Source organism: Bradyrhizobium barranii subsp. apii (assembly GCF_011516635.5).
Classification (GTDB): domain Bacteria; phylum Pseudomonadota; class Alphaproteobacteria; order Rhizobiales; family Xanthobacteraceae; genus Bradyrhizobium; species Bradyrhizobium barranii.
In genome coordinates this window covers 629,073-654,197 of record NZ_CP096255.1, presented here as the reverse complement: position 1 = coordinate 654,197, position 25,125 = coordinate 629,073, and the positions used below count along the sequence as shown (strand labels likewise).

General features: G+C 65.0%; 24 protein-coding genes. 10 read left to right on the top strand and 14 right to left on the bottom strand.

Going from position 1 to position 25,125, the window contains the following annotated elements:
• Positions 1 to 33 precede the first annotated feature (33 nt).
• Positions 34 to 1,125, top strand: a complete 1,092-nt coding sequence (locus HAP41_RS03030) for an SMP-30/gluconolactonase/LRE family protein (RefSeq protein ID WP_166058698.1) — start codon at positions 34 to 36, stop codon at positions 1,123 to 1,125.
• A 197-nt stretch (positions 1,126 to 1,322) separates the two neighbouring features.
• On the opposite strand, the gene HAP41_RS03025 is transcribed toward HAP41_RS03030, so the two are convergent.
• Positions 1,323 to 3,428, bottom strand: coding sequence for a S9 family peptidase (locus HAP41_RS03025; protein WP_176400446.1), 2,106 nt, complete (start codon positions 3,426 to 3,428; stop codon positions 1,323 to 1,325).
• 336 nt (positions 3,429 to 3,764) lie between these two features.
• Here HAP41_RS03025 and HAP41_RS03020 point away from each other — a divergent pair, with 336 nt between their 5' ends.
• Both HAP41_RS03020 and HAP41_RS03015 read left to right on the top strand, forming a co-directional pair.
• A complete protein-coding gene (locus HAP41_RS03020) occupies positions 3,765 to 5,201 on the top strand; it encodes an MBOAT family O-acyltransferase (RefSeq protein WP_166058721.1) in 1,437 nt (478 codons plus the stop codon).
• Positions 5,201 to 6,304 carry a hypothetical protein gene (locus tag HAP41_RS03015; protein WP_166058763.1) on the top strand — a complete coding sequence of 368 codons (1,104 nt, stop codon included), beginning with the start codon at positions 5,201 to 5,203 and terminating at the stop codon, positions 6,302 to 6,304. The genes HAP41_RS03020 and HAP41_RS03015 overlap by 1 nt, the downstream gene beginning before the upstream one ends.
• Positions 6,305 to 6,518: 214 nt before the next feature.
• Here the strand turns inward: HAP41_RS03015 and HAP41_RS03010 are convergent, their stop codons facing one another.
• The 3 genes from HAP41_RS03010 to HAP41_RS03000 all read right to left on the bottom strand — a co-directional run bounded on the left by HAP41_RS03010 (position 6,519) and on the right by HAP41_RS03000 (position 10,621).
• Entirely contained in the window at positions 6,519 to 7,706 is a 1,188-nt protein-coding gene (locus HAP41_RS03010; protein ID WP_063980480.1) for a pyridoxal-phosphate-dependent aminotransferase family protein, read from the bottom strand.
• Positions 7,707 to 7,870: 164 nt separating this feature from the next.
• Positions 7,871 to 8,596 carry a thermonuclease family protein gene (locus HAP41_RS03005; protein WP_063980481.1) on the bottom strand — a complete coding sequence of 242 codons (726 nt, stop codon included), beginning with the start codon at positions 8,594 to 8,596 and terminating at the stop codon, positions 7,871 to 7,873.
• A gap of 297 nt (positions 8,597 to 8,893) precedes the next feature.
• Positions 8,894 to 10,621 (bottom strand): hypothetical protein, encoded by a 1,728-nt coding sequence (locus tag HAP41_RS03000; protein ID WP_166058811.1) that lies wholly within the window; start codon positions 10,619 to 10,621, stop codon positions 8,894 to 8,896.
• Positions 10,622 to 11,042: 421 nt separating this feature from the next.
• Between HAP41_RS03000 and HAP41_RS02995 the strand changes: the two genes are divergently transcribed.
• Positions 11,043 to 11,894: a caspase family protein gene (locus tag HAP41_RS02995; RefSeq protein WP_166058879.1), complete on the top strand. Its 852-nt coding sequence runs from the start codon at positions 11,043 to 11,045 to the stop codon at positions 11,892 to 11,894.
• Between the two features lie 260 nt (positions 11,895 to 12,154).
• On the opposite strand, the gene HAP41_RS02990 is transcribed toward HAP41_RS02995, so the two are convergent.
• From HAP41_RS02990 to HAP41_RS02980, 3 genes are all read right to left on the bottom strand, one after another.
• Positions 12,155 to 13,042 (bottom strand): efflux RND transporter periplasmic adaptor subunit, encoded by an 888-nt coding sequence (locus HAP41_RS02990; protein WP_166058899.1) that lies wholly within the window; start codon positions 13,040 to 13,042, stop codon positions 12,155 to 12,157.
• Between the two features lie 275 nt (positions 13,043 to 13,317).
• Positions 13,318 to 14,433 carry a lactonase family protein gene (locus HAP41_RS02985; RefSeq protein WP_166058916.1) on the bottom strand — a complete coding sequence of 372 codons (1,116 nt, stop codon included), beginning with the start codon at positions 14,431 to 14,433 and terminating at the stop codon, positions 13,318 to 13,320.
• Between the two features lie 123 nt (positions 14,434 to 14,556).
• Complete coding sequence (locus HAP41_RS02980) at positions 14,557 to 14,694, bottom strand: hypothetical protein (protein WP_175617947.1); 138 nt, start codon at positions 14,692 to 14,694, stop codon at positions 14,557 to 14,559.
• A gap of 143 nt (positions 14,695 to 14,837) precedes the next feature.
• Between HAP41_RS02980 and HAP41_RS02975 the strand changes: the two genes are divergently transcribed.
• Positions 14,838 to 15,014, top strand: a complete 177-nt coding sequence (locus HAP41_RS02975; protein WP_155794778.1) for a hypothetical protein — start codon at positions 14,838 to 14,840, stop codon at positions 15,012 to 15,014.
• A gap of 86 nt (positions 15,015 to 15,100) precedes the next feature.
• Positions 15,101 to 15,223 carry a hypothetical protein gene (locus tag HAP41_RS49945; RefSeq protein ID WP_256376446.1) on the top strand — a complete coding sequence of 41 codons (123 nt, stop codon included), beginning with the start codon at positions 15,101 to 15,103 and terminating at the stop codon, positions 15,221 to 15,223.
• Positions 15,224 to 15,253: 30 nt separating this feature from the next.
• Here the strand turns inward: HAP41_RS49945 and HAP41_RS02970 are convergent, their stop codons facing one another.
• On the bottom strand, positions 15,254 to 15,550 hold the full coding sequence (locus tag HAP41_RS02970) for a transcriptional regulator (protein WP_166058952.1): 297 nt from the start codon (positions 15,548 to 15,550) through the stop codon (positions 15,254 to 15,256).
• 486 nt (positions 15,551 to 16,036) lie between these two features.
• Between HAP41_RS02970 and rpsU the strand changes: the two genes are divergently transcribed.
• Complete coding sequence (rpsU, locus tag HAP41_RS02965; RefSeq protein ID WP_063980487.1) at positions 16,037 to 16,318, top strand: 30S ribosomal protein S21; 282 nt, start codon at positions 16,037 to 16,039, stop codon at positions 16,316 to 16,318.
• Here rpsU and HAP41_RS02960 read toward each other — a convergent pair.
• From HAP41_RS02960 to HAP41_RS02950, 3 genes are all read right to left on the bottom strand, one after another.
• Positions 16,308 to 16,586: a DUF1488 family protein gene (locus HAP41_RS02960; protein ID WP_028149308.1), complete on the bottom strand. Its 279-nt coding sequence runs from the start codon at positions 16,584 to 16,586 to the stop codon at positions 16,308 to 16,310. The genes rpsU and HAP41_RS02960 overlap by 11 nt on opposite strands.
• Positions 16,587 to 16,703: 117 nt before the next feature.
• Positions 16,704 to 17,000 carry a hypothetical protein gene (locus tag HAP41_RS02955; RefSeq protein ID WP_166058980.1) on the bottom strand — a complete coding sequence of 99 codons (297 nt, stop codon included), beginning with the start codon at positions 16,998 to 17,000 and terminating at the stop codon, positions 16,704 to 16,706.
• Positions 16,993 to 17,259, bottom strand: a complete 267-nt coding sequence (locus HAP41_RS02950) for a hypothetical protein (RefSeq protein ID WP_085403708.1) — start codon at positions 17,257 to 17,259, stop codon at positions 16,993 to 16,995. The genes HAP41_RS02955 and HAP41_RS02950 overlap by 8 nt, the downstream gene beginning before the upstream one ends.
• A gap of 558 nt (positions 17,260 to 17,817) precedes the next feature.
• On the opposite strand from HAP41_RS02950, the gene HAP41_RS49940 reads away from it, so the two are divergent.
• On the top strand, positions 17,818 to 17,952 hold the full coding sequence (locus HAP41_RS49940) for a hypothetical protein (RefSeq protein ID WP_256478570.1): 135 nt from the start codon (positions 17,818 to 17,820) through the stop codon (positions 17,950 to 17,952).
• A gap of 35 nt (positions 17,953 to 17,987) precedes the next feature.
• Here HAP41_RS49940 and HAP41_RS02945 read toward each other — a convergent pair whose 3' ends face one another.
• A complete protein-coding gene (locus HAP41_RS02945; RefSeq protein ID WP_166059034.1) occupies positions 17,988 to 20,651 on the bottom strand; it encodes a bifunctional diguanylate cyclase/phosphodiesterase in 2,664 nt (887 codons plus the stop codon).
• A gap of 158 nt (positions 20,652 to 20,809) precedes the next feature.
• On the bottom strand, positions 20,810 to 21,505 hold the full coding sequence (locus tag HAP41_RS02940; protein ID WP_166059052.1) for a hypothetical protein: 696 nt from the start codon (positions 21,503 to 21,505) through the stop codon (positions 20,810 to 20,812).
• Between the two features lie 187 nt (positions 21,506 to 21,692).
• On the opposite strand from HAP41_RS02940, the gene HAP41_RS02935 reads away from it, so the two are divergent.
• Together HAP41_RS02935 and HAP41_RS02930 are read left to right on the top strand one after the other, a co-directional pair.
• The gene (locus HAP41_RS02935; RefSeq protein WP_166059101.1) at positions 21,693 to 22,706 is read left to right on the top strand and encodes a LysM peptidoglycan-binding domain-containing protein; all 1,014 of its coding nucleotides are present in this window, start codon (positions 21,693 to 21,695) and stop codon (positions 22,704 to 22,706) included.
• Positions 22,707 to 22,848: 142 nt separating this feature from the next.
• Positions 22,849 to 24,129 carry a Spy/CpxP family protein refolding chaperone gene (locus HAP41_RS02930; RefSeq protein ID WP_166105255.1) on the top strand — a complete coding sequence of 427 codons (1,281 nt, stop codon included), beginning with the start codon at positions 22,849 to 22,851 and terminating at the stop codon, positions 24,127 to 24,129.
• Here the strand turns inward: HAP41_RS02930 and HAP41_RS02925 are convergent, their stop codons facing one another.
• A complete protein-coding gene (locus tag HAP41_RS02925) occupies positions 24,130 to 24,996 on the bottom strand; it encodes a hypothetical protein (RefSeq protein ID WP_166105259.1) in 867 nt (288 codons plus the stop codon).
• Positions 24,997 to 25,125: the final 129 nt, after the last annotated feature.

The following is a 25,125-nucleotide window of genomic DNA, read 5'->3' as shown; positions in this document are numbered from 1 at the left end:
GCGCCGGCCTTTTATCGAGCAGGGAGGATACTTATGAATTTCACGCGACGTAGTCTCATGGCCGGCGCCGGTGCGGCGGCGGCTTCCGCACTTCTCGCCCGCGCCGCCGGTGCCCAGTCGTTTCCGTTCACGCCCAACCAGCGCTACCCCGATCCCGCCGTCCAGATCCTCGATCCCAGCTTTGGAAAATACCGGCTCTATTCCTCGACGGTCGAGCAGGTCGCATCAGGCATGCGCTGGGCCGAAGGTCCCGCCTATTTCCCCGAAGGCGGCTATCTGCTGTTCTCGGACATTCCCAACAACCGGATCATGAAGTTCGACGAGAAGACCGGGCAGACCAGCGTGTTCCGCGCCAACGCCAATTACGCCAACGGCAATGCGCGCGACCGCCAGGGCCGCCTCGTCACCTGCGAGCACTCCGTCACCCGCCGCATCACCCGCACCGAGAAGGACGGCAAGATCACCGTGCTCGCCGACAAGTTCGAGGGCAAGCGGCTGAACGCACCGAACGACATCGTGGTGAAATCCGACGACAGCATCTGGTTCACCGATCCGCTGTTCGGCATCAACGGCGAGTGGGAAGGCAAGAAGGAGAAGGCCGAGCAGGCCACCACCAACGTCTACCGCATCGCGAAGGACGGCAAGATCAGCGCCGTCCTCACCGACCTCGTCAATCCGAACGGCCTTGCCTTCTCGCCGGACGAGAAGAAGCTCTACATCGTCGAATGGAAGGGCACGCCCAACCACAGCATCTGGAGCTACAATGTCGGCGACGACGGTGCCTTGAGCGGCAAGACCAAGCTGATCGACGCCGCCGACCAAGCCTCGCTCGACGGTTTCCGCGTGGACCGCGACGGCAACCTCTGGTGCGGCTGGGGCTCCAACGGCGCGCTGCAATCCGAACCCACCGACATCGGCGGCCGCAAGGTCTTTCAGCTCAGGGGCAAGTCGGAAGATCTCGACGGCGTGATGGTGTTCAACGCGGACGGCAAGCCGCTCGCCTTCATCAAGCTGCCCGAACGCTGCGCCAACCTCTGCTTCGGCGGCCCGAAGAACAACCGGCTTTACATGGCGAGCAGCCATTCGGTGTATGCGCTGTATGTCGAGGCGCACGGGGCGGTGTGAGGCGATGCCTTGTGGGACGGTAAATCGTCCCACAATCTCCCCTGTCGTCCCTGCGAACGCAGGGGACCCATAACCCCAGGGAGCAGTTTGGCGAAGACCGCAGTCAAGAAGTCTTCGTCGGTACTGCTCCCGCCCTCTTCCGATAAATCACGCGGTATGGGTCCCTGCGTTCGCTGGGACGACGGCGGTGGGTGTCGCTACACCCCGGCCTCCGCCATCCCCGCTGCCCACAGCGCGAACGCATAGACGATTGCGACTTCATCGAGCCGGTCAAAACGCCCCGATGCGCCGCCGTGGCCGGCGCCCATGTTGGTGCGGAGTAGCACCGGGCCGCCGCCGCTCATGGTGGCGCGCAGGCGCGCGATCCATTTGGCCGGCTCCCAATAGGTCACGCGCGGATCGGTCAAGCCGCCCATCGCGAGGATCGCCGGATAGTCCTTCGCCGCGACGTTGTCGTAGGGCGAGTAGGACAGGATGGTGCGAAAATCCTTTTCGCTCTCGATCGGGTTGCCCCATTCGGGCCATTCCGGCGGCGTCAGCGGCAGCGTGTCGTCGAGCATGGTGTTGAGCACGTCGACGAACGGCACTTCGGCGACGATGCCCGCGAACAGCTCGCCGGCGCGGTTTGCCACCGCGCCCATCAGCATGCCGCCGGCCGAGCCGCCATGGCCGACGATGCGCTTCGCGCTCGTGTACTTCGCATCGATCAGCGCCCGTGCGCTGGCGGCGAAATCGTCGAACGAGTTGGTCTTCTTCTCGCGCTTGCCGTCGAGATACCAGCCCCAGCCCTTGTCGGCGCCGCCGCGGATATGGGCGATGGCGTAAACAAAGCCGCGGTCGACCAGTGACAGGCGATTGGCGTTGAACGATGCCGGCATCGCCATGCCGTAGGAGCCGTAGCCGTAAAGCAGCAGCGGCGCCGAGCCATCGAGCTTCAGCCCGCGGCGATAGAGGATCGACACCGGCACCTCGGCGCCGTCATGCGCCTTGGCCATGATGCGTGTCGTGACATAGTCGGCCGCATCGTGGCCCGACGGGATCTCCTGGCGCTTGCGTAAGGTCCGCGTGCGCTTGACCATGTCGTAGTCATAGACTTCCGACGGCGTCGTCATCGACGAATAGGCGAAGCGCAAATTCGTTGTCTCGAATTCGTAGGAGCCCATCGTGTCGAGCGAATAGGCGGCCTCGTCGAAGGCGATGGCGTGCTCGTCCCTGGTCGCGAGATCGCGGATCACGACCGACGGCAGCGCATTGGCGCGCTCCAACCGCACCAGATGGCCGGCATAGAGATCGAGGTCGATGATGTAGACGCCGGGGCGATACGGGATCAGGTCGCGCCAGTTCTTGCGCTCGGGTGCGCCAAGCGGCGCGGTGACGATCTTGAAATCGATGGCGTCATCGGCATTGGTAAGGATGAAGAGCTCGTCGCCGCGGTCGGCCAGCGAATATTGCACGCCGTCCTCGCGCGCCGCGACCAGGCGCGGCGGCGCTTCGGGGTGGGCGAGATCGATCAGCCGCTGCTCCGAGGTCTCGTGATCGCCGCCCGCGATCACGCAGAAGCGCCCGCTGGTGCTCTCATGCAGATGGGTGAACCAGCCGGAATCCTGCTCCTCGTAGACGAGCGTGTCGTCGGCCTGCCTGGTGCCGAGCCTGTGCAACCACACCTGCATCGGGCGATGGTTGTCGTCGAGCTTCACGTAGAAGAAGCTCTTGCAGTCCTTGCTCCAGACGATGCCGCCGTCGGTTTCCTCGACCAAATCGTCAAGATCCTTGCCCGTGGCCCAGTCGCGGACGCGGATGGAAAAATACTCCGAGCCCTTGGTGTCGGCGCTCCAGGCCTGCAGCTTGTGGTCGTTCGAGTGGCGGCTGCCGCCGAACTTGAAGTATTTGTGGTGCTTCGCGAGCGCATCGCCGTCGAGCACGATATGGCCCTCGCCACCGTCGCGCGGCATGCGGCCGAACAATTCGTGCTGCCCACCCTCGCGAAACCTGCGGAAATAGGCGAACGGGCCGTCGGGCGAGGGCACGCTGGAATCGTCCTCCTTGATCCGCCCGCGCATTTCGCGCACCAGCGTCTTCTGTAGGGTCGAGGTGTGACCGAGCAGGCTCTCGGTGTAGCCGTTCTCTTCATCGAGATATTTGCGGATGTCGGGATCGAGCACGGCGGGATCACGCAGCACCTCCTGCCATTTCTCGTCCTTCAGCCAGGCATAGTCGTCGGTCACGGTGATCCCGTGCCGCGTGAAGGAATGCGGCCGGCGCGGGGCGACGGGGGGCTGGGAAGGTGTCTTGGCTTGTGTCACTCGGTCCTCATTCGTATCCGTGCGTCGCCGTTCTTCACCTCTCCCCGCTTGCGGGGAGAGGTCGGATTGCATCGAAGATGCAATCCGGGTGAGGGGGGTACAGGTCCCTCGGCAATCTCATCCGCGGAGAGAGGCCCCTCACCCCAACCCTCTCCCCGTAAGATCGGGGAGAGGGAGAAGAAAGGCGCGCCGCATCGCTCGCCGTGTTCCACCTTATATCGTCCCGATTCCGCGAATTGCCAGCGCCGCTGCGCCAAGGACTGCGCCAAGTCGCCGGGTTGTTGATCGCCCCCTTGTATGCTTTAGGGGCGATATTCCCGCCTCCGGTCCAGCCTGATGCTGTTCAATTCCTACTCGTTCATCCTGCTGTTCCTGCCGGCCGTGCTGGCCGGCTATTTCTGGCTCGGGCGGCGCAGCAATCTGGCGCCGGTGATCTGGCTGGCGCTGGCCTCGCTCGCCTTCTACGCCATCGGCAGCTGGCAGTTCGTGGGCCTGCTGCTGATCTCGATCGCCTTCAACTACGGCGTCGGCTATCTCCTGATCGCGGCGAAGCTCGCCCCAATGCAACGAAAGGCGGCGCTCGCGCTCGGCGTCGTCGGCGACCTCCTCGTGCTCGGCATCTTCAAATATGCCGGCTTCGTCGCCGAGAACATCAATGCGCTGGCCGGCACGCATGTTGCGGTCCACATCCTGCTGCCGGTCGGCATCTCCTTCTACACTTTCACCCAGATCGCGTTCCTGGTGGATGCGTATCGTGGCCAGGTCGCGCGTTACGCCTTGCCGCACTATGCGCTGTTCGTGACCTACTTTCCGCATCTGATCGCGGGGCCGATCCTCCACCACAAGGACATGATCCCGCAATTCGAGCGGAAGGAGACCAAGTATCCGGACGCGCACCTGATCATGTGCGCAATCGTCATCTTCGCGATCGGCCTGTTCAAGAAGACCTGCCTTGCCGACGGCATCCAGCCGCTGGTGGCGCTCGCCTTCGAGGCGCGCTCGCCGAGCTTTGATCAGGCCTGGTGTGGTGCGCTCGCCTACACGTTCCAGCTCTATTTCGACTTCTCCGGCTATTCCGACATGGCGATCGGGATATCGCTGATGTTCGGCATCTTCCTGCCGGTGAATTTCAACTCACCCTACAAGGCCACCAGCATCGTCGAGTTCTGGCGCCGCTGGCACATGACCTTGTCGCAGTTCCTGCGCGACTATCTCTACATCTCGCTCGGCGGCAATCGCCGCGGCCGCGTGCTGCGCTACGTCAATCTGATGATCACGATGCTGCTCGGCGGGCTCTGGCACGGCGCGGCCTGGACTTTTGTCGCCTGGGGCGCGCTGCATGGCGCTTATCTCTGCGTCAATCATGCCTTCAACGCGCTGGTGCCCAACGTCCCGGCGTTGCTCGTGCGCCCGGCCCGCATTGTCGGAGCCATGCTGACGTTCCTCGCCGTCGTCGTGGCCTGGGTTTTCTTCCGCGCCGAGAGCGTTACCTGGGCGCTGCGCGTCCTCCACGCGATGGCCGATCCGTCGAATATCGTCCTCGGCCGCGAGGAGATCGCCGCATTGGTTCTGGTGTCGATCTACGCGGCACTGGTGTGGCTGGCGCCGAACACGCAAGGAATCATGGGATACGATCACGACAATCGCAGGGTCGGCGAGGTCCTGCCGGCAGGGCGGATACGGCCGCTGTTTCTCTACGGCGCGTCGCTGGTGCTCGCTCTCGGGATTCTCGGCATCCAGAGCCACAGCGAATTCATCTATTTTCGGTTCTGATGCGAGGCAATTTCACACATCTGAGACGTCTTCTGCTCGCCAGCATCGCCTGCGTGCTGGGCGCGGCGGTGCTCACCTATCTCGTCGATCCCCTGCAACTGTTTCGCCCCTCGCGTCTCACCGCCTTCTATTCCGACGACACGCGCGTGCAGAATGCCGGGTTGATCCGCAGCCAGTCGTTCGACACCGCCTTCATGGGCACCTCGCTCGCGATCCATTTCCGCCAGAGCGACATCGATCGCGCGCTCGGCGTCCACTCGCTCAAGCTGGCGATGACCGGGTCCAATTCGCGCCAGCAGGGCTTTGTGCTGGAGCGGGCGATCGAGCGCGGCGCCCGGCGCGTGATCTGGGCGATGGACGATTTCATCTTTGTCGATGCGGCGGATATCGAGGCCGATCCCTTTCTGTCCGTCGATCTCTATCGCCAGACAACGAAGGGCATCGCGTCCTATCTGTTCAGCGCCGCGATGGCGAAGGAATCCCTGTTCGCGCTGCTGCGGTCGATCCCGCCGCTGCAGCAGAAGCTGACCCAGGCGGCGCCGTTTCTCCCCGTCAAGTTCGCGCTGTCCGACGTCGACGACATCCACGCGCTGCCGCGCGATTTCGACGTCGCGCGTGACTACAATGCGAAGAAGACGCTTGCCTCGTTCGCCTACATCACGAGCCCCGTGCGCAGCCGCTTCCTCGGCGAAGGCTATGGCTACGACGCCATGCTCCGGCATTTCGAGCGCGACGCCGCCGGGTTGATCACGCGTCATCCGGACGTGACCTTCGACATCTACTTGCCGCCCTATTCGGTCCTGCAGTTCGTCGCGATGCGCGATGCCTCGCCTGCGACGCTGAAGATCGTCACCGACCTCACCGCGCGAATCGCCGAGCGGCTGACGCAGCTTCCGAATGTGCGTCTATACGATTTCCGCGCGATCAGGGACGTGACGCACGATCTCGATAACTACAGCGACGTCATCCACCATTCGCCGGCGGTGGACGCGATGGTGCTGAATTGGCTGGCGCGTGGAGAGTATCGCGTCGATCCTGAGGCGCCGCTAGCGTCGCTGGATGCGCTGAAGGCGCAGATCGAGGCGTATCGCGTGGAGCGCTGACCTTTCCCCCTCTCCCCCTGTGGGAGAGGGTGGCTCGCCGCGTAGCGGCGAGACGGGTGAGGGGTATCTATCCGCGCGTACAACTCTCGCAGTGAAGTTTGCGGAGAGAAACCCCTCATCCGGCGCCATAGCCGAAGCTTCGCTTCGGCGTTCCTAAGAACGGCGGCCGAAGGCCGCCTACGCCACCTTCTCCCACAAGGGGAGAAGGAAGAGATTACACCGCCACCTGCTCGCCGAGATACGCGACTGCGGCTTCCAGCCCACCCTTGCCGTGCGGGATCTTCAGCGCATTCAGGCCGATCTCGACCACCCCCAACGTGCCGAGCAGCATCGGCGCATTGACGTGGCCCATATGGGCGATACGGAAGGCTTGTCCCGAGAGATCGCCGATGCCGGTGCCGAGCACGACGCCGCACTTGTCCTTGCAATAGCGTTGCAGCAGCGCCGGATCGTGGCCATTGCTCATGGTCACCGTGGTCACGGTGTTGGAGCGCTCGCTCGCCTCCGCGACGTTGAAGCCGAGCACCTGGCCTTCCGACCAGGCGGAGACGGCGCGGCGCGCGGCTTCGCCGAGCAGGCTGTGGCGGCGGAACGCGTTTTCGAGCCCTTCCTCGTGCAGCAGGTCGATCGCCTTGCGCAGCGCGAACAACAGATGCACCGGCGCGGTGCCGGCATATTTGCGATAATTCTCGCTGCCCTCGCGCTCGCTCCAGCTCCAATAGGGCGTCGACATGTTGGCCTTCTTCTGCACCTCGAGTGCGCGCGCGTTCGCCGCGACGAAGCCGAGGCCGGGCGGCGTCATCAGGCCCTTCTGCGAGCCGGACATCGCGACGTCGATGCCCCATTTGTCCATCTCGAACGGCATGCAGCCGAGCGAGGCGACAGTGTCCACCATATACAGCGCGGGATGGCCGCTGGCCTTGATCGCCTTGCCGATCGCCTCGATGTCGTTCTGCACGCCCGATGCCGTGTCGACCTGGACGACGACGACGGCCTTGATGGTGTGCTCCTTGTCGCGGCGCAGGCGCTCTTCGACCTCGTGCGGCCGCACAGCGCGGCGCCAGTCGCCCTTGAGCACCTCGACCTCGGCGCCCATCAGGGCTGCGGCGTTGCCCCAACCGATCGCGAAGCGCCCACTCTCCAGCACCAGCACCTTGTCACCGCGCGACAGCACGTTGCTCAGCGCGGCTTCCCAGGCGCCATGGCCGTTGGCGATGTAGATGTAGGACTTGCCCTTGGTCGCGAACAGCTTCGAGATGTCTGCGAGAAGTGTATCGGTCAGCTCGTGCATCTCTTTGGAGTAGATGTCGATCGCCGGACGATGCATCGCCTGCAGCACCTCGTCGGGCATCGTGGTGGGCCCGGGGATGGCCAGAAATTCCCGGCCCGCGCGAACGGTCATTGCTGTTGGTCCTTGTTGCTTGAGAACAGGCTGGTGGGTCGCTGACTCACGTTCTACGCGCCGTGGAAGCCCAAGAAAAGCACGCAAAACGCAGGTCTGGGGTGGTTTTTGTTTCGAGCATGGTCTTGTCGGAAAACCGCCTCACACTTTTCCGGACCATGCACTTATCTCTTGGTCTCGCGGCAGCCGGCGGCTTCGGCCTCTTCCACCGAGCAGAACCAGCGGGTGCCCTTGCTGATCTTCATCTTGATCTGGGTGTACCAGCGGCTGGTCGGCTGGTGATAGATGCACTCGCCGGCGGTGTTGACGTTGCCCTTGATGGTGCAGTCCGGCGAGGGCGCGACCGGCCCGGAGGCCGAGGCGAGCAGCACCGCATGCGCGCCCTCGGGCGGCTTGGTCGCGCCCAGGATGGTGGTCTTCTTGTTGCGGACGCGCCAGTCCCACGGCGCGATGAAGGCGCCTTGCCACATGCCGGCCTTTGCCTCGCGCGCGGCGGCCTCATCGGGTTCGTAGTCGTGAGAGACGCGGGTGTAGGCAAGTGCCCAGCCGCTGCGCACCAGCCATTTCTGGATGTCCTCGCCGCCGACCTCGCAGCGCGCCACGGTGCGGCCGCGCCGGTCGATCGCGCGGGCGTGGCAGACCCAGCTCTTGCCTTCGGTGTATTTGGCGAGCTCGTCGCGCGCCGCGATGCCGCAGGTCCAGCGCTCGGTTTTTGTATTGAGGCAGAGCTGGTCGACCGCGGGCGCGTCGATGCCGCCGAGCCGGACCCGCGTGTTCCCGATCAGGACGGAATCGCCGGAGCGGACCTTTGCGGTGCCGGTGATGTCGGCGGCCTGGGCCAGCGAGGGGATGGCTAGCAAAGACAGCGCAATCAGGAATTTTCGCAACATGCCGGTCCGCGCGTAATGAAAATGTCGATAGACTTGGCAATTGTGGTCGGCTTTTGGCCGCCCGGCCAGCGCCTGCCCAACGATTGAGCTGTCAACTTCCCGTCATTGTGGCGGGGGCTTGCTTACCCTCCCCTGGAGGGGGAGGGTCGGCACGCGATCGAGCGAAGTGAGATTGCGTGACGGGGTGGGGTGATCTCTCCACTCGGGCACTGTTCGTCGCGGAGAGACCGTCACCCCACCCCGCTCGCGCTGCGCGCGATCGACCCTCCCCCTCCAGGGGAGGGTAAGAGCGAACCATCACCCCCGCGCCATCGCCCGCTTCGCCACCGCCAGCCCCATCAGCACGAAGGCCGACGTCACCTCGGGACCACCCACCAGAATCCGCGTCGGCGTCTTCATCTTGTTCCATTCATAGGCGCGGAACGGCCCGCGGCGACCGCCTTCGCCGAGGCTCGCGACGATCACGTTCAGCGCCGGCGCGAAGGCGCGCGGGTCGGCGCCGAGATGGCCGAGTGCGATCAGCGCCAGCGCCGCGTCGAACACGTTCATCTCCGCGGCCATCAGCTCGCCCTTGACGTAGGAGAGCACGCGATGGCGGATGAAATCGAAATCACCGTCGGGGTCGATCGCGGCCTGCGCCGCCAGCGGCAGCGCGAGGAAGGCCGCGTAGCAGCGGCCGAAATAGGCGCTGTAGAGCTCAGGCAGATAATAGATGTGCGAGCGCGGATTGGCGAAGGCGCCGCTGGCGGCCAGTCGTTTCTGGAAGCCGATGATCCGGTGCACGGTCGCAAGCCGCGCCGGCGTTTCCAGGATTTTCCAGCGCGTAAGGTTGCGAAAGCTCACCTCGAGAATGTCGAGATTGAGCGTCGGATCGAGATCGTTGCCATAGGGCCGCTCGCCTTTGAGGTTGTCGATCCAGGTCGCGACGCCGCCCTCGTAGTCGATATTGTCGTTGAGCGGCACGGTCACGCGCGGTTCGTTGACGCCGGCGAGCACCTGATAGCCCGAATAGAAGTCCAGCAGCGGCTGGTCGATGATCGGATCGGTGCAGCCGGCTTGCGTCGCCGCCGAGATCGAGCACGCCGTGGTGTCGCAATCCGGCACGTAGACGCCGAAGCCGAGGTCCTGCTTGATCTGGGCGAAGAAGCGGGAAAAGCGCGGATGCGGCGCCGGCGCGAGCGCGGTGATGACGTTGAAGCGTGTGCCGTCGATACCCTCGACCTCTTCGCGGCTGATGTTGACGCAGAAATCGACCATGTCGGCGATCGCACGCTCGGATGCAATCTTGTCGGCCGGCGAGGCGAGCCCGGTCTCGACATAGCTCAGCAGCGCCTCGATGAAGAACGCGTCGTAATAGGCCGAGCGGTGTCGGATCTGCACCGGCTCCCACATCGGCTCGGCAATGCCGCTCCAAGGCGGATTGACGACGGCCGCTGCCTGTGAGCGCGCGATGAAGACGCGGGCGAGGTTGAACAGCAGCGAGGAGTTCTTGTAACCGCGCGCGTTCAGCCCCGTCAGCGCCATGGTCAGTTCGCGCCCACGGACATCGGGGTCGCCGATCAGGTTGAAGGCGGCATAGGTCGGCAGGAAGCCGTTCTTGCGGTACGAGCCGAGCAGATGCTGCGCGCAGTCGCGGATCACGCCGTCGATCTGCGCTTGTTGCGGCGCTAACCCTGTGAATATCGCCGGCGGCGGTTTTGGATGGTCGAGCGCGATGCTGTCGACGAGATCGGCGACGGGCTGGCCGACCGGCGCCCAGTCGGGCTCGGCATCGTCGCGCGCCCGCACCAGCGCCGTGCGAAGCCGGGTCAGCTTCGCCTCGTCGCGCAACTCGGGCAGCCCGGCGCGGCGGAGCAGGATCCGCAATGCGGGATTGCCGAGCGCGGTCTTGTAGAACTTGGCCAGATGCGGATCGCCGCTGGCTGGGCCCGACAATACGGGATCGCAGACGTCATAAAGCGAGGGGCCGTCTTTTCGCGCCGTCAGCGCCCGGCAGGCGGCGCCGGCAAAATAATGAAAGCTCATGAAATACCTGGTCGCGGGGTCTTGGCCAGGGGCCGGCCGGCACGCTCCCATCTGCGCGCCACCCCCTGCAAGTCTTTGAAAAAGCTACCCGGATTCGCGGGAAATTCAAATGTGATGGCGGTCACGGAAAAATCCGGCACGGGAGCTGCATGATTAAGGCCGTTACAAAGGGCTCGCGACGAAAAGACGTGCAAATTCTGCTCGGAGGATTAACCAATATCTTCAGTCACTTAGCTCAAATTTTGGGCGATCTATTGCCGGGGAGGAGATATCCGGTTAAGGCTTTGTTTGGTGCGGCGCCGCAAATTGCGCGCAGTTCGGGGGCACATCCCCGGCCAATCCCTCAAACCTGAAGCCACCATCGCGCTACTCAAACATTGTGCGCGCGCTTGGCTGGTCTTTGGCACAGGAACGAACCGAGATGAATGTAAGGCAGCTCGAGCTTTCCAGACGCACGATCGCGGTGGCCGCAGCCCTCATCGGCACGGTGTCGCTCGTGATCGGCGCCCATGCTGCCCTCAACATGCGCGCGATCGATGCCGCCAAGGCCGTGGCGACCGACGAGGTCACCGGCTCGATCGGCCAGTCGTCCCGCCTCGCCCTCGTCATCGGCAATGGACATTATCCCGACGCCAGCGCGCCGCTGACGCAGTCGATCAACGACGCCCGCGCGCTGTCCTCGTCGCTCCGCAAGAACGGCTTTGACGTCGATATGGTGGAAGACGCGACCAAGGACGACATGGTCCGCGCCGTCAACCGCCTGAAGTCCCGGATCAAGCGCGACACCGTCGTCATGCTGTTCTTCGGCGGCTACGGCGTGCAGGCCGGCCGCGAGAGCTACATGCTGCCGGTCGATGCCGTGATCTGGAAGGAAAGCGACGTCCGCCGCCAGGGCGTCTCCATCGACGGCGTGCTCGACATGATGAAGGAGCAGGGCGCCAAGGCCAAGCTCGTCGTCGTCGACGCTTCCCGCCGTAACCCCTACGAGCGCCGCTTCCGCTCCTACAGCCACGGTCTTGCACCGATCAGCGCGACGGACAACGCGTTGATCCTTTCCTCGGCTTCGCCCGGCAAGGTCGTCGACGACGGCAAGGGCGAGCACAGCGTGCTGGTCGGCGAGTTCCTCACCAACCTCACTGCGCAGGGCAGCGCCGAAAGCGTCTTCAACAAGACCCGCGTCGCCATCTCCCGCGCCTCCGAAGGCGACCAGGTCCCGACCATCTCCTCCTCGCTGCTCGAGGACGTCCATTTCGGCGAAGCAGCCGGCGGCTAGCCGCAAATTGTAGGGTGGGCAAAGGCGCAAAGCGCCGTGCCCACCATCTCTCCGAGATTTCGACAGAAGACGTGGGCACGCTTCCGCCTTCGCTCGCCGAGCTACGGCGGACAAGTCGCTTTGCCCACCCTACGGTATGCGTGTGTAACGCACCTCTGCCCCCACATCGTCATTGCGAGCGCAGCGAAGCAATCCAGGGTCTCTCCGCGGAAAGATTCTGGATTGCTTCGCTGCGCTCGCAATGACGGTTGAGGCGAGGCTTACTTCGCGGCTTCCGTGGCCATCACCGGACGCACCGGATCGCCTTCGCGCAGGATCGCGCCGGCGCGGGCGACGACGATATCGCCCTCGTTGAGGCCGTCGCGAACCTCGATATTGCCGCCCGACATCAGCCCGAGCTCGACCCGCTTGGTTTCGACGCGGTTGCGGCGGATCACCTGCACCACGGTGCCGGCGGTGGAGTACTGCACCGAGGTCAGCGGCACCGCGACGTTGCAGCTCTGCCCGGTCTTGATCAGCGCGCGCCCGCTCGCGTTCAGCAGCAGCCGCTTCTGCGAGGAGATGCCGATATAGACCATTCCCTGCTGGATGTTCGGCTCGACGGTCGGTCCGATGCGGCGCACCTTGCCGTCGAGATCGCCCGCGCCGGCAATGCGCACCGTCGCCTGCTGGCCGACCGCGAGCTTCCGAATATCGGTGGTCGCGACCAGGCCGACCAGATCATATTCGCTGCGCGCCACGATCGTGAACAGCGCCTCGCCCTTGGCCGAGGCGAGGTTGCCGATCTGCGCGGTCGAGGTCGCGATCACGCTCGCCACAGGGGCGGTGACCTGAAGCGTGCCGCCCTCGGGCAGCGCCAGCCGCGCCAGCACCTGGCCGGCCGTGGTGGTGTCGCCGGCCTCCGCCAGCACGTCCGTGACCTTCAGGCCGGGACGTTCCGGCCGCACGGAGGTCTCCTCGCGCGCGATGATCGTGCCGGTGGCCTCGACGATGTCGGAGAAGCAGGATTTTGCGACCTTCAGCACCGTGACCGCGGGCCCCTTGGGCGCGTCGTCATCGGCGGCGCGCGCGGGCTGGGCGGACAGCAGAACCAGTCCGGCGAGAGCAACGAGTTTTTTGGGAAAGGAACGCGCAGGCAATGGACGCATCGGTCATTCCGGTTGGCCGCAAGAAGGCTTCAATCGATAGCAGAAGCGGCAGCAGCGGGCCATGGGCTGACCGGATGAGAAATGCCGCAGCGCAGGCGGCGCGATGCCGCCCGTTGATTTAGTCGCTGCATAAGCGAAGAGGTTCGCCGGTGGTTGCCGCCCGACAAACTCGTCATGCCCGGGCTTGTCCCGGGCATCCACGTTCTTCGCGCCGCGGGCAAGGCGTGGATGGCCGGGTCAAGCCCGGCCATGACGCTGTGGAGGCACTGGATCCCTCACGGCAGCGTCAAGAACTCCACCCAGTTCGGCTTCTTGCCGGTGGGATAGGATTTCAGCTTGGCGAGCGCGCCGCTGCTCTGGTCGATCGCATAGACCGTCATGCTGTCGGAGAGCTCGCCGACCGCGGCGAGGTAACGCCCCGACGGATCAATGTGGAAGCCGCGCGGCTGCTTCTCCGTCGGCACGCTGCCGATCGTGGTCAGCTTGCCGCTTGTTGCGTCGACCTTGTAGCCGGCGAGCGTGTTGGTGGTGCGCTCGGAGGCGTAGAGGAAGCGGCCGTCCGGCGTGATGTGAATGTCGGCGGCCCAGGGTTTGCCTGAAAATCCTTCCGGCAGCGCGGTGGTGCGCTGGATCTCGTCCCATGCGCCGCTCTTGGCCTCATAGCTGAACGCCGCGACGTCGCCGTTCAGTTCATGGATGAGATAGACGAACTTGCCGTTGGGATGAAACACGAAATGCCGCGGTCCCGATTTCTCCGGCACCTTGGTCACCGGCGGATCGCTCGGCGTCAGCGTGCCCGCCACTGCATCGAACGCGAAGGTCAGCACCTGATCCGAACCGAGATTGGTCGCGAACACGAAGCGGTTGTCGGGCGAGGGCAGGAAGGCGTGTGCGTTCAGCCCGGTCGGAATCACCTGTTTCGGCTCGCCGGCGACGCCATTGGCGAGCAGCGGATTGAGCGCGACCTTGTTGCCGCCATAGGAGGCGCTGAACAGGAATTTGCCAGTGCTGTCGACGGCGATGTTCGCCATGCTGTCGGCAAGCGGACCATTGCCGAGAGGGCTGAGCTGGCCCGTCTTGGGATCGATCGCAAAGCTCACCGCGAGGAATGGTTGCGAGCGCACGCCGGCAATCAGCACGCGGTGGTCGGGTGTGATCGCGAGCGGTGTCGACGAGCCGGGCTTGTCGACGCCGGTGAAGGCGGCGGTCTGCACCGGTGTCATCTCGCCGCTCTCGGCCAGCTTGAACACGCTGATGTCGTTGCTGTCGGCGTTGCCGACATAGGCGAAGGTCTCGGCCATGCCGGGGCGAACTCCAGAAACGAGGGTGAGGAAGGCGAGGGTGGTGGCGATCGCAGCGCGTGGCGCGATGCGGCGTATCGGTCTCGGCATGGGGCTCCTCCTTACAGCGTTACGGCCTTGTCGTTTTGTCCGGAGGATAGCGGGAGCCGTGCCGCCGTACCAAGTTCCGGTTGAAGATCGATCGATGCCGAAATTGTATCGGTCGCGCGGTGGCTACCGCACTGCGGCCGTCTGGCTGCGGGAGGGCAGATGCGGGCCGGACGCAGTCTTGGGTGCCCCGAGCAGGCCCCACACGGCCACCGCCAGCAGCGCGCAGGTCAAAATGGTCCAGGCGACCAATCGTTTCCGCATCAAGCCAAGTCCATCCGTTGTTTGAAACCCCGGGGCCCGCACATGATCGTGCACTGCAAACGGCGACGATCCTATGAACTCGTTCACAGGCACAACATGGCATCGGCATTGCGAACCAATGCCGCGGAAGTGCATTGACCCATATGCCGCGTGAAAACGACCTCGAAGGCAAGCCCGACATGGGCGGCAAGCATGGCGGCCAGAAAGGCCAGCCCAAGCCGCCGCCGCGCCCGCGCGAGGGTCCGCGCGATGAGGACGTCGTGGCAAAGCGCCACACCGGCCAAACCGATCGCACGCCGCCGCCGACCAAACAAAAATAGCGCTGTATTTCGCGCCGGGAACATCAGCCTCGCCTTGCCGTTATGCTGATCCCGCAAGCGGACGAGGTCGAACCGGAGGCTGGCACGTGTTTTGGATCTATTGGAACACCGCTTGGTCGCTCATCATCAGCGGCATCATGTTCACCACCATCGTCACCCATCCCGACGCCGAGTTCGCCGAGATCCGGGCGGCAAAGCAGGCGAAGTGAGCCCGCGCGCCTGAGGCCCGATCTCCGGGGCTATGAACCGTTCGCGGGTAGCGACGGCTGCTCCGCCGGCGGCGTCGAAGACGGCTTTCGCGCCGCTCTGCTCGCGCGCTTCCTGACCGTGGGCGCCGGCAAGGTCGCCTGAAGGGCTGCGTCAGCCGCTTGCTTGGCTTCGCGCGCCTCTCGAAGCCGCGCCATGTTCTTGCGAATTTCGATAGACTGCCTTTCGACGTCTGCCAGTGCAAGCGCCCCTTCTTCGGCGGCGAGGCGCCTGCGATTGGAGCGCGCGATGCTTTCGGGTGACAGCTCGGCGGATTTCCTGGCGCTCATGCTTCACTCCGTTGTGCAACCGGCAAAACCCGCTCAATCCGGGGATCGAACGGGCTGGCGCGCGACAATCGCGCGAGCACTTTGAACTCCGTCGATGTCTTTGGAAAAGGTGCCCGCAGGCGCATTCAACAAGGCACAGCGGCTGATCGAACGCCCTCGATATATGTTCCGTTCAATTTTCTGCAAGGACGGCAAGGCCGATTTGGCTCAGCCAGGCAGCTCCGGCGCCTCGATCGAGAGGCTTCACACGATCCGGTCGACGTGCAGCCAAGACTTTGCAGCCAAGGCTTTATCGATTGACAGGGCTGCACGAGAGTGGTCACGTGCCAGCGCGAAGTTGCATCGCTGTGACAAGCGCATCGACTTGTCCGAAGCTGGCGACGAATGTCGCAGTGCTATCCTCAAAATTCGCAATGAAGCTCCTGCGCAATTGGCTGCCATGCAGGGCGTGTCGCATTTGCAGCCCCAAGCGAGGAGGAGGATCGATTGCAGGTACTCGTCAGAGACAACAATATCGAGCAGGCACTCCGTGTTCTCAAGAAGAAGATGCAACGCGAGGGCGTCTTCCGCGAAATGAAACAGCGGCGTTCCTACGAAAAGCCCTCGGAGAGAAAGACTCGCGAGAAATCCGAGGCCGTTCGACGCGCCCGCAAGCTCGCGCGAAAGCAGGCAATCCGCGAAGGATTGCTGCCCGCGCCGCCGAAGAAGAAGCCTTTTGAGCGCAAGCCGCCCCTGCCGGATGTCAAGGCCCGGGTCCCTATAGCCTGAAGTCGATGCCTCGCAGCACGATGCCGGGCGGCGTACCTTCGAACTCCGTCGCGCGATATTTGCTTGCCGCGCGTGCTTCGATGCGATCCCGCAGGCGAGTGAACTGGGCTTCACGTTGCTCGGGCCTGACCTGCGGGCTAGGCTCGAGGTAGTCCATCGCCGAGGTCGAGATTGCGCAAGGAATCTCCCTGGCACCGTCATGCATCGAGAACCGGACGATCATCCGATCGTATTCGTGGCCGATAAAGCGGCCGCTGGTCAACGTCATGGCTTACTCCGTCACCTGATTGCTTCTTGGCATGATTGTCCCTCAAATCATCGCCGCCCGATTCCCGGTTGGCCGGAGCATGGCGCGCGTCGAGACTGCAGGCGGTCGTCGTTTGCCTCAGTCATCCCCCGACAGCCGGACGAAATCGTCCAACAGCGCAGCCACCAGCGCGCGGTGGCGTGTGTCCTCGGTGGGCAGGCTCGCAGCATAGAGGTTGAGCAGATGGCGCGCTTTCACCGCCGCCTCCGGCCAGGATGTGGCGGGCACTGTCATCATGCGGTTCTCGAGATCGGCCTCGCGCTCGCGCAGCTCCCTGACATTGGCCTCGACCTCCGCCAGCGCGCGGCGCAGGTCGGTCGCCTTCTGCGCAGCCATGCCGCGGTGCTTGTCGAGATCGACGGTGCGGTCAGTCATTCGCCACGCTTGCGTCTGCGGCCTGCGCGTTCGCAAGATCAACCGAGCCGATCGACAGCATCTCCATGGTTCCGCGGGGGCCTTCGGCGGGCACAGTGATCATCGTGGCAACGCGGCGATAGGCCGCGAAGGTCAGGCCCTCGATCGCCTCCTCGTCGGTGACGACCTCATAGGCGCCGGCCGGCAACATGCGCTCGACGCCGCGGATGCGGAATGGATGCCTGAAGGTGACGGTTTCACGCCGCGAGCGGATGGTCATGCACGCCTGCCTTTCGCAAGTGAAGCCCCAACCGGCGCCGGCCGTCACGACCATGCGCGCTTGCCGCGGCAATAGCCAGCACTATCGTCGCCGGGCCGGCAAGCGACGATGTCACAGCAGCCATTGTTTCCGCAGCATTTTAACCCTCGCTATTGGCTCGGTGCGGGCGTAGGGTCGCTGCCATCACCGCACGTTTCAACGGCTTCGACCGGTGACTGAGGGGCACGTGTGCTCCCGCCGAAGGCTTCGCAGGAGCGTTCGATGGCGTGCGTTCGCATCGCGGATCGGATCGTGCCGCCGGTGATGGTTCCGCAGTTTCTTCTGCTTCTCGTCGGCGCGGCCGGCATCTTCAATGGCTAGGGCAACAATTGTGCCGTATCTGGTCAGCGGGACCAACGAATACGGCAGCTCCAATCTCGGTCGCGGTAAGGCGACGTTCGCGCTGCGCCTCGCTCGAAAACTGCTGCGCGAAGGCTACATGGACGTCAGGGTCTGCCCCCCTCGTGGATGGCTGCTGCAATCGGATGAGCTCGACGAGCTCGAACCAAGGAGAGCGACATGGCAAAGGGCCAGCAACGCGGTAATCGCGAAACCAAGAAGCCGAAGAAGGAAAAATCCAAGGTGATCGCGGCGGCGCCGAGCCGCAAGGAAGCCGCCTGGCAACCGGATTTCGGACCGGCGAAGAAGAAGTAGCGAGGCGTCGGCGAGGGATGGGGTGACTGGCCGCGCTAAGCCGCCACCGCCTGCGCCGACAACAGCTGCCTCAGCTTCGCCGCCGGCACGGCGGGACTGAACAGCCAGCCCTGCATCTGGCTGCATCCGAGCTGCCGTAGCACCTCGCGCTGGGCTTCGGTCTCGACGCCTTCGGCCGTCGTCGCCATGTGGCGGGCGGCCGCCATGTGCACCACCGCCTGCACGATCGGAGAGGAATCCTCGGACTGGCCGATGTCGCTGATGAAGCTGCGGTCGATCTTGATCTTGTCGAACGGGAAGCGGTGCAGATAGCTCAGCGACGAATAGCCGGTGCCGAAATCGTCGAGCGCGATGCGCACGCCGAGCTCGCGCAGCTGCTGGAGAATCGTCAGCGCCTCCTCGTCGTCGCGAATGAGCACGGTCTCGGTGACCTCGAGCTCGAGCCGTCCGGGCGCAAGTCCTGACTCCGCGAGCGCGGCTGCAACCTTGAGCGCCAGCGTCCTGGCGCGGAACTGCACCGGCGAGACGTTGACCGCGACGTGGATATCGCCGGGCCAGCTCGCGGCCTCGGTGCAGGCCTGCTTCAGCACCCATTCGCCGATCTCGCCGATCAGTCCGGTCTCTTCCGCGACCGGAATGAAGTCGGCGGGCGAGATCATGCCGCGCTCGGGATGGCGCCAGCGCAGCAGCGCTTCGCAGCCGTTGACCACATTGGCCGCGAGATCGACCAGCGGCTGGTAGTGCACCTCGAACTCGCCGCGGGCGAGGGCCTGGCGCAGGTCGAGCTCGAGCTGGCGGCGCAGCCGCGCCTTGGCGTCGTATTCGGGCACGAAGAGGCGGAAGGTGCGGCGGCCCTCGGACTTCGCGGCATACATCGCGAGATCGGCGCGCTTGAGCAGATCGTCGAGATTGTCGCCGTGATCGGGCGCGATCGCGATGCCGATGCTGGCATCGGTCGGGATCTCCTGGCCCTTGCAGTCCACGGGCGTACGCAGCGCTTTCAGGATATTTTCCGCCAGCGCCGTCAGCTCGGCCCGGTCGCTGGTGCCGGCCTTGACGATGGCGAATTCGTCACCGCCCAGGCGCGCAACGAGATCGTTGCCGCTGACGCAGGCGCGCAGGCGGTTGGCGACCTGGCGGAGCAGTTCGTCGCCGACCTCGTGGCCGAGCGAATCGTTGACGCCCTTGAACTCGTCGACGTCGATGTAGAGGATCGCGAACGGCTGGCCCTGGGCAAGCTCCGCGATGCGGCGCTCCAGATGGCCGCGCATCAGCACGCGGTTGGGCAGGTCGGTCAGCGCGTCGTAATGCGCCATATGCGCGATGCGCTCGTCGGCGCGGATGCGCTCGGTGACGTCGTCGTGGGTCGCGAGCCAGCCGCCGGCGGCGCCGGGCTGGTTCTTGATCTCGATCAGGCGGCCGTCCGCGGTCTCGACGACGGTGCTCTGGGTTCGCCCGGTATTGCTCAGAATGTCGTCGCAATAGGACGCGACGTCACCGTGGAACGAGCCGGTGTCATGGCGATGCTGGATCACGTCGCGGAAATAGGCGCCGGGCTTCACCACGTCGGCCGACAGTCCGTACATCTCGATGTAGCGCCGGTTGCAGACGATCAGCCGCTCGTCCTGGTCGAACATCAACAGGCCTTGCGTCATGGTGTTCATCGCGGTGTCGAGCTGCTGCTTCTCCGCGGCGAGCCTGCGCGTCATCTGGCGGAAGATCAGGAACAGCGTGAGCACGAGCAGGCCGATCGACAGCACGGCGACGGCGACGAAGAATTTTGTCTGCGTCCGCCAGGTCGCCAGCGTCGCGTCCAGCGATTTGGTCGCGACCACGACCAGCGGCTCGCCGGTCAGGAGGCGCGCGGCGACGATGCGGTCCTTGCCGTCGATCGGGCTGGCGAGCTGCGTCGTGACGAAGGTGCGCTCGAACACCGCCATTTGCTCGCGCGTGCCGTTGCGAAAATTCTGTCCGATCATCGCGTCGACATGCGGAACGCGCGCGAGCAGCTGGCCATTCTGGTGGTGCATCGCGATCGAGGATTCCTCACCGAGCCCGGCCGATGCGAAGAAGGATTCGAGCTGCTCCGGCGAAATGGCCCGCGACACCATGCCGAGGAATTCGCCGTGGGGACCGGAGACACGTCGCGCGAACACGATCGCAGGTCCGTTGCCGAGCCGGCCGGGCACGACTTCGATCTCTTCCTGCGAGGCCGGATCGTTCCTGAGGCGATTGAAGTAGCCGCGGTCGGCGACCGAAATTTCGGCGACCGGCCAGCGCCGCGACGAGTTGATCAGCACACCGTTGGAATCGAACACGTTGGCGCCGGCGACGTCGGACCAGCCGCTGGCTTTGGCGCGCAGCACCTCGTGCATGGCCAGCGTGGCCATCTCGCTGCGGAAGACATCGGCGGATGCGATGCCGTGACTTTCAAGCTCGGCGATGACGCTCTTCTGGAGCACCGCAAAGTCGGCGAATTCGCGGTCGAAATGCCGGGCGAGCATGCGCACGGAGTTTTCCAGGCTGTCGCGGCCGCTCTCGATTGCATTTTGCCGGAAACGATCGACGGTGAGCGCGGTGCCGATGGCCATCGCGACCATCAGCACGAAGCCGCCGGCGATCAGCCACGTCAGCGGCGCGCCCTGCCAACGGCGGAGCAACGCGCGCATGCGCGTGGTCCATCGGATTGATGTGCCCATCCAGCCCTCCCGTGGGATGCAAGATGCAGCAAAACCGACAAGAGCCCGTTACCAGTAAGGGTTAGGAAAACATGAATCGGAACGGAATCAGAGGGTTGGTTTCCCTCGATCGGCGGGAGCTCCGTAGGCTGGATTTACGGTGACGCGATTCCGGGGGATCACCGGCGGATTTCCCACCTCAAGGCTTCCGCATTCTTCTTGGCGAACGTCTCGGGCACGTCGAACTTTCCGGTCTCGAGATCATAGCGGCAATGCCAGCCGCCCAGTCCCTTCATGGCGACGTTCTTGGGATGATTGTCATATTCGCCCGACAGCGAGATCACGAGGTAGCGGTTGTTGGGCCAGTCCATGCCGAGCGAGCGATAGGCCTCTTCCGTACCCTCCATGAGATTGGCCGAGATGTGGAAGTCGAGCTTGGCGAACCTCTTCGTCTCCGGCCGGCCGTAGAAATAGGCCCAGGCGAGATCGCTGAGCGGCTTCTTCGTCGCGCTCGCGAAGGCGCCCTTCTCGACATGGTAGAGATAGAGGTCCTGCTCGCCCGAGCCGGTCTTCTGCATCCGCACCAGCCATTGCGAGTCGCTGGTGAAGCGGAAGCCGGCCCCGTAGCCCTGCTCGGGCTTCAGCTCCGTCATCTGCTCGCCGCGGCGAGCCCAGGCCTGCCATTTGACGTCCCAATCCCCGCCGTCCTTCATGTACTGCTCGATCCTGGTGGCGCCATCGGGCGAGGTGAAGGCGAGGCGGGCATTGGCGGTGAGGATGTAGTCCGGCGGCGGTCCGGATGCGGCGAGCGCCGGAGAGGCGGCCAGTGTCAGGACAAGCGCCAGCCATGGTGCGGGACGGCAAAATGCGGTCACGGAAAAAAATCCTCAAGAAATGACCGCGATGCGGCCTCGGTGATTTGACGCCGTCGGTGCCCCGCCGGTTCATGCCGGGCGTGTCGGAACGAAAGGTGCATCATCCCAATGATCGACTTGCTGACGCAGCCAAATCGGCGCAATTTGCCGGCCTCGGTTGATTTGCGACCCAAGGGTTCATTGTCTGATGATCACCGCTTCCAAGGCCTTCATTGCATTCTGCCTGCTCGCGGTGGGCGGCACCCTGCTGGTGATCGGTCCCACCGAGCTGCGCCGCCTGCTGCCGGGCGGCGCGCAGACCGAGATCGCCGTCGCCGCTAAGCCGGAGGCAAAGCCCGAAGCCAAAGCGGAGACCAAGCCAGAGCCGAAGCTGGACGAGCCAAAGCTCGCCGCCGCGCCATCGGCGCCCCCGGCCTCCGCGCCGAAGGTCGATGCGCTGGCCGAGACGCAGAAGCAGGCCACGGCGCTGGCCGATCTCGTGCCGGCCAAGCCGCCGGCGGCCACGACCGATGCCGGCCCGCGGTTCGACGTCGCGCGCGTCGACGATCACGGCGAGGCGGCGGTGATCGCGGGTCGGGCCGCGCCGGGTGCACAGGTCGAGCTGCTGCGCGACGGCAAGCCGCTCGATACGGTTGTCGCCGATGCCTCGGGCCAGTTCGTGATGACCCCGCCGCAGCTTCCCGCCGGCTCCTATGAGCTGACCCTGCGGGCGAAAGCGCCTGACGGTACCGTGACGCAGTCGGGCCGCAGCATGCCGGTGACCATCGCCGAAGCCGCGCCGCCGCCCGCGCGCCCGGCACCGGCCGCGAAGCAGGAGCTGAAGCAGGCCGAGAAGTCCGACGACAAGTCTGATGTCGTGGCATCCCTGCCGTCGGCATCGTCGCGCCAGGCATCGGCGCATGACAGGCCCACGGTTCAGCCGAGATTTATCGGTGCACCGAAACCCAGGGTCATGGCGCGAGCGCCCGCGGCCACGACCGTTGCATCGGCGTCGCCGGCGGACGCCATCAGCGGCGCACCGGCCGAAGCAGGCGGCAACCGGGTGATCTCCCGCGGTGACAGCCTGTGGGCTCTCAGCAAGCTCGCTTACGGTGACGGCGCCCACTACGCGGTGATCTTCAACGCTAACCGAGGCAAGATCCACAACCCCAACCTGATCTATCCCGGCCAGACTTTTGTGGTGCCGCGGAAGGCGGATTGAGGTCGCATCGGCAACGCCGGTGCGCGTTGCGACGCTTTGCCCTCCGTCTCTCCGGAACATTCGGTTCCCCAGCGCGTCATTGTGATGCGACCCAGTGCGCGCTTGGCGCTGGGAGGAGGCCGAGGTGGTCAGGTCCGCTTTCATGTCCGGACGCATGGGACTGGCGCTGGCGGGCGCTGCTCTCATGGTTGCGGCAGTGCTGCTGCCGAATAAAGCCGAGGCGCAGTTCGGATTGCGCGGCGGCCCGCTCGGTGTCGCGCGCTTTGCCGTCGGCCACGTGATCGGCATGTCGCGCCTGCGCCACGCGCGCATGGCGGTACGGGGCGGCCGATACCGCTCCGCCGCGTTGAGGTCGCAGGATCCTCGCGGCGCCGAGCGCGGCCAGCCAGCCAACCCCTACATCCTGCGCGCGGCACTCACGGCGCAAGCTGCGCTGTCGGGCTGGCACGGTGGCCGCCGCCCGCAGGGCTGGTGGCGCCACCCCGATGGCAGCTATGGCTGGGCGGGCCCGGTGTTCTGGCCGTTCGCGCATGACGACCTCACCACCGCAATCATCCTGGGCGATACGACCAGTCTCTCGCTCTATGGCTATGGCGACATCTACGCCGCGATCTTCGCGCCCTATGCGGCCACGGAGTTCGCCGCCTACACAGCGCCGCAAGGCAGGCGCGCGCGAAAGGTCCCTTCGGTCGAGGCCGTTTGCGATGCCAGCGACACCGGCGGCCTGCCGGTCGACCGTATCGTCGCCCTGGTGCAGCCGAACGAATTGCAGCGCACAGCGCTCGATGAGCTCGCGACCGCATGGCTGGCTGCGCGCTACACCATTCGCACGGCCTGCCCGACGCAGGCCCCCGCGACCGCCGCGGAGCGCCTCGGCCTGATGCGGACGCGCCTCGCGGCCATGATCAAGGCGACGGACGCAATCGCGCCGCCGCTGGCAAAATTCGCCGATCTCCTCGACGCCGGCCAGAAGGCAAAGCTCGAGGCGCTCGCCAATGAGCGCCGTGCCGCGCTTGCGGCCGGCCAGCGCAAGGACGCGCAGGCGCCAGCCGCGTGCGAGGCCGGCTACGATCTCCGCTATGATGTGCAGGCGCAGCGGCAATACGAGCAGCTCGTGCAGCAGCAATGGCCCGCCGGCGAGATCGCGTCCACGCTCAGGCTTGACGACACAGCTCGCGCCCGGTTGGAGGTGCTCCAGGACACCACGCTGCGCACCATGGAGACGCTGAGTGCCTGCCCGTCCAAGACCGAGCTCAAGGCCGAGCCCACGCCCCAAGCCCGCCTCACGGCCGTGAAGGCGCGGCTGGAGACGATGCTGCAGGCGGTGAAGGGCGTCGGCGACGCGCTCGACGATTTCGAGGCAGACTTGAGCAACGAGCAGAAGGCCCGCTTCGAGGCGATCGGGCCGAAGCGCGGGGCGTGATCAGCCGCACGCCCAGTCGAACTTCATGTCCTTGAAGTCGAGCTGCGCGTTGCCGCCGCCGAAATTGTAGCCGCCGAAATATTCCTCGAACTCGATGTAGAACGGGCTCATCTCCGGCACCGCCTGGCACGGCCGCATGGTGCCGCCGAGATGGTTGTGCGCGTGATCCTTGCCCCAGTCGTGCAGCCGGAAATTGTCGCGGCTCGGCACGCCGCCGACATAGTAATAGTAGGGCTGATAACCGGTCGGCGGGTTTTGTCGGGTGTGCTCGTCCTGCGGGCCCTTGCCGGCATTGGGATCGGTCGCGCGTGGCACAAGCGCGATCGCGCGGGTCTCGCTGAGATCGGCGCGCAGCTGCGCGGCAAACATCTTTTTTGCGTAAGGCGCGGCGGCCTCGAAGAAGGCACTGGCGCCGCCGACGTCGAGCCAGCGCGGCCGATCGGCTGTCGCAAGCGGAAGCGGTGCCGGCGGCGCCGCGAATGCGCTCTCATATTCGGCCTTGGTCAGCAGCAACGCTGCATATTCGTAGTCGAGAATATCGGTCATGCGCGAAAGCCGCGGATGCGCTGGTCGCGCCGCCACGGCCTCGCGAATCTCGGGATCATCGGGCGCCCCGCCGTCATTGTGGTCGGGCGCGGTGGCGAAGAACGACACCGCGACGATGTCCTCGCCATGCACGCGATAATCGTCCGGCAGCCTCAAGGTGAAGCCGTGCATCAGCGGAAAGCCGGTGACGGGATCGAGCGGCCATTGCTCGCTGCTGATGCCCGGCGGCAGGCCAAAGACCCAACCGTGATCGCGCGCACGATCGGCGGGACGGTCCAGCATCTGCAAATCATACGCGCGCGAAGGCAAGGCAAACGCCACGATCGTCTCCATCCGAATTCTCGCCTCGTCGTTGAGGCGATGGTTAGTCGCAGGGAGGAGGGATGTGGTTCGTGGGCGCGGTGTGGGAGATGATACCATCCTGCCGGTCTTTTGCCCGACGTGTCAAAC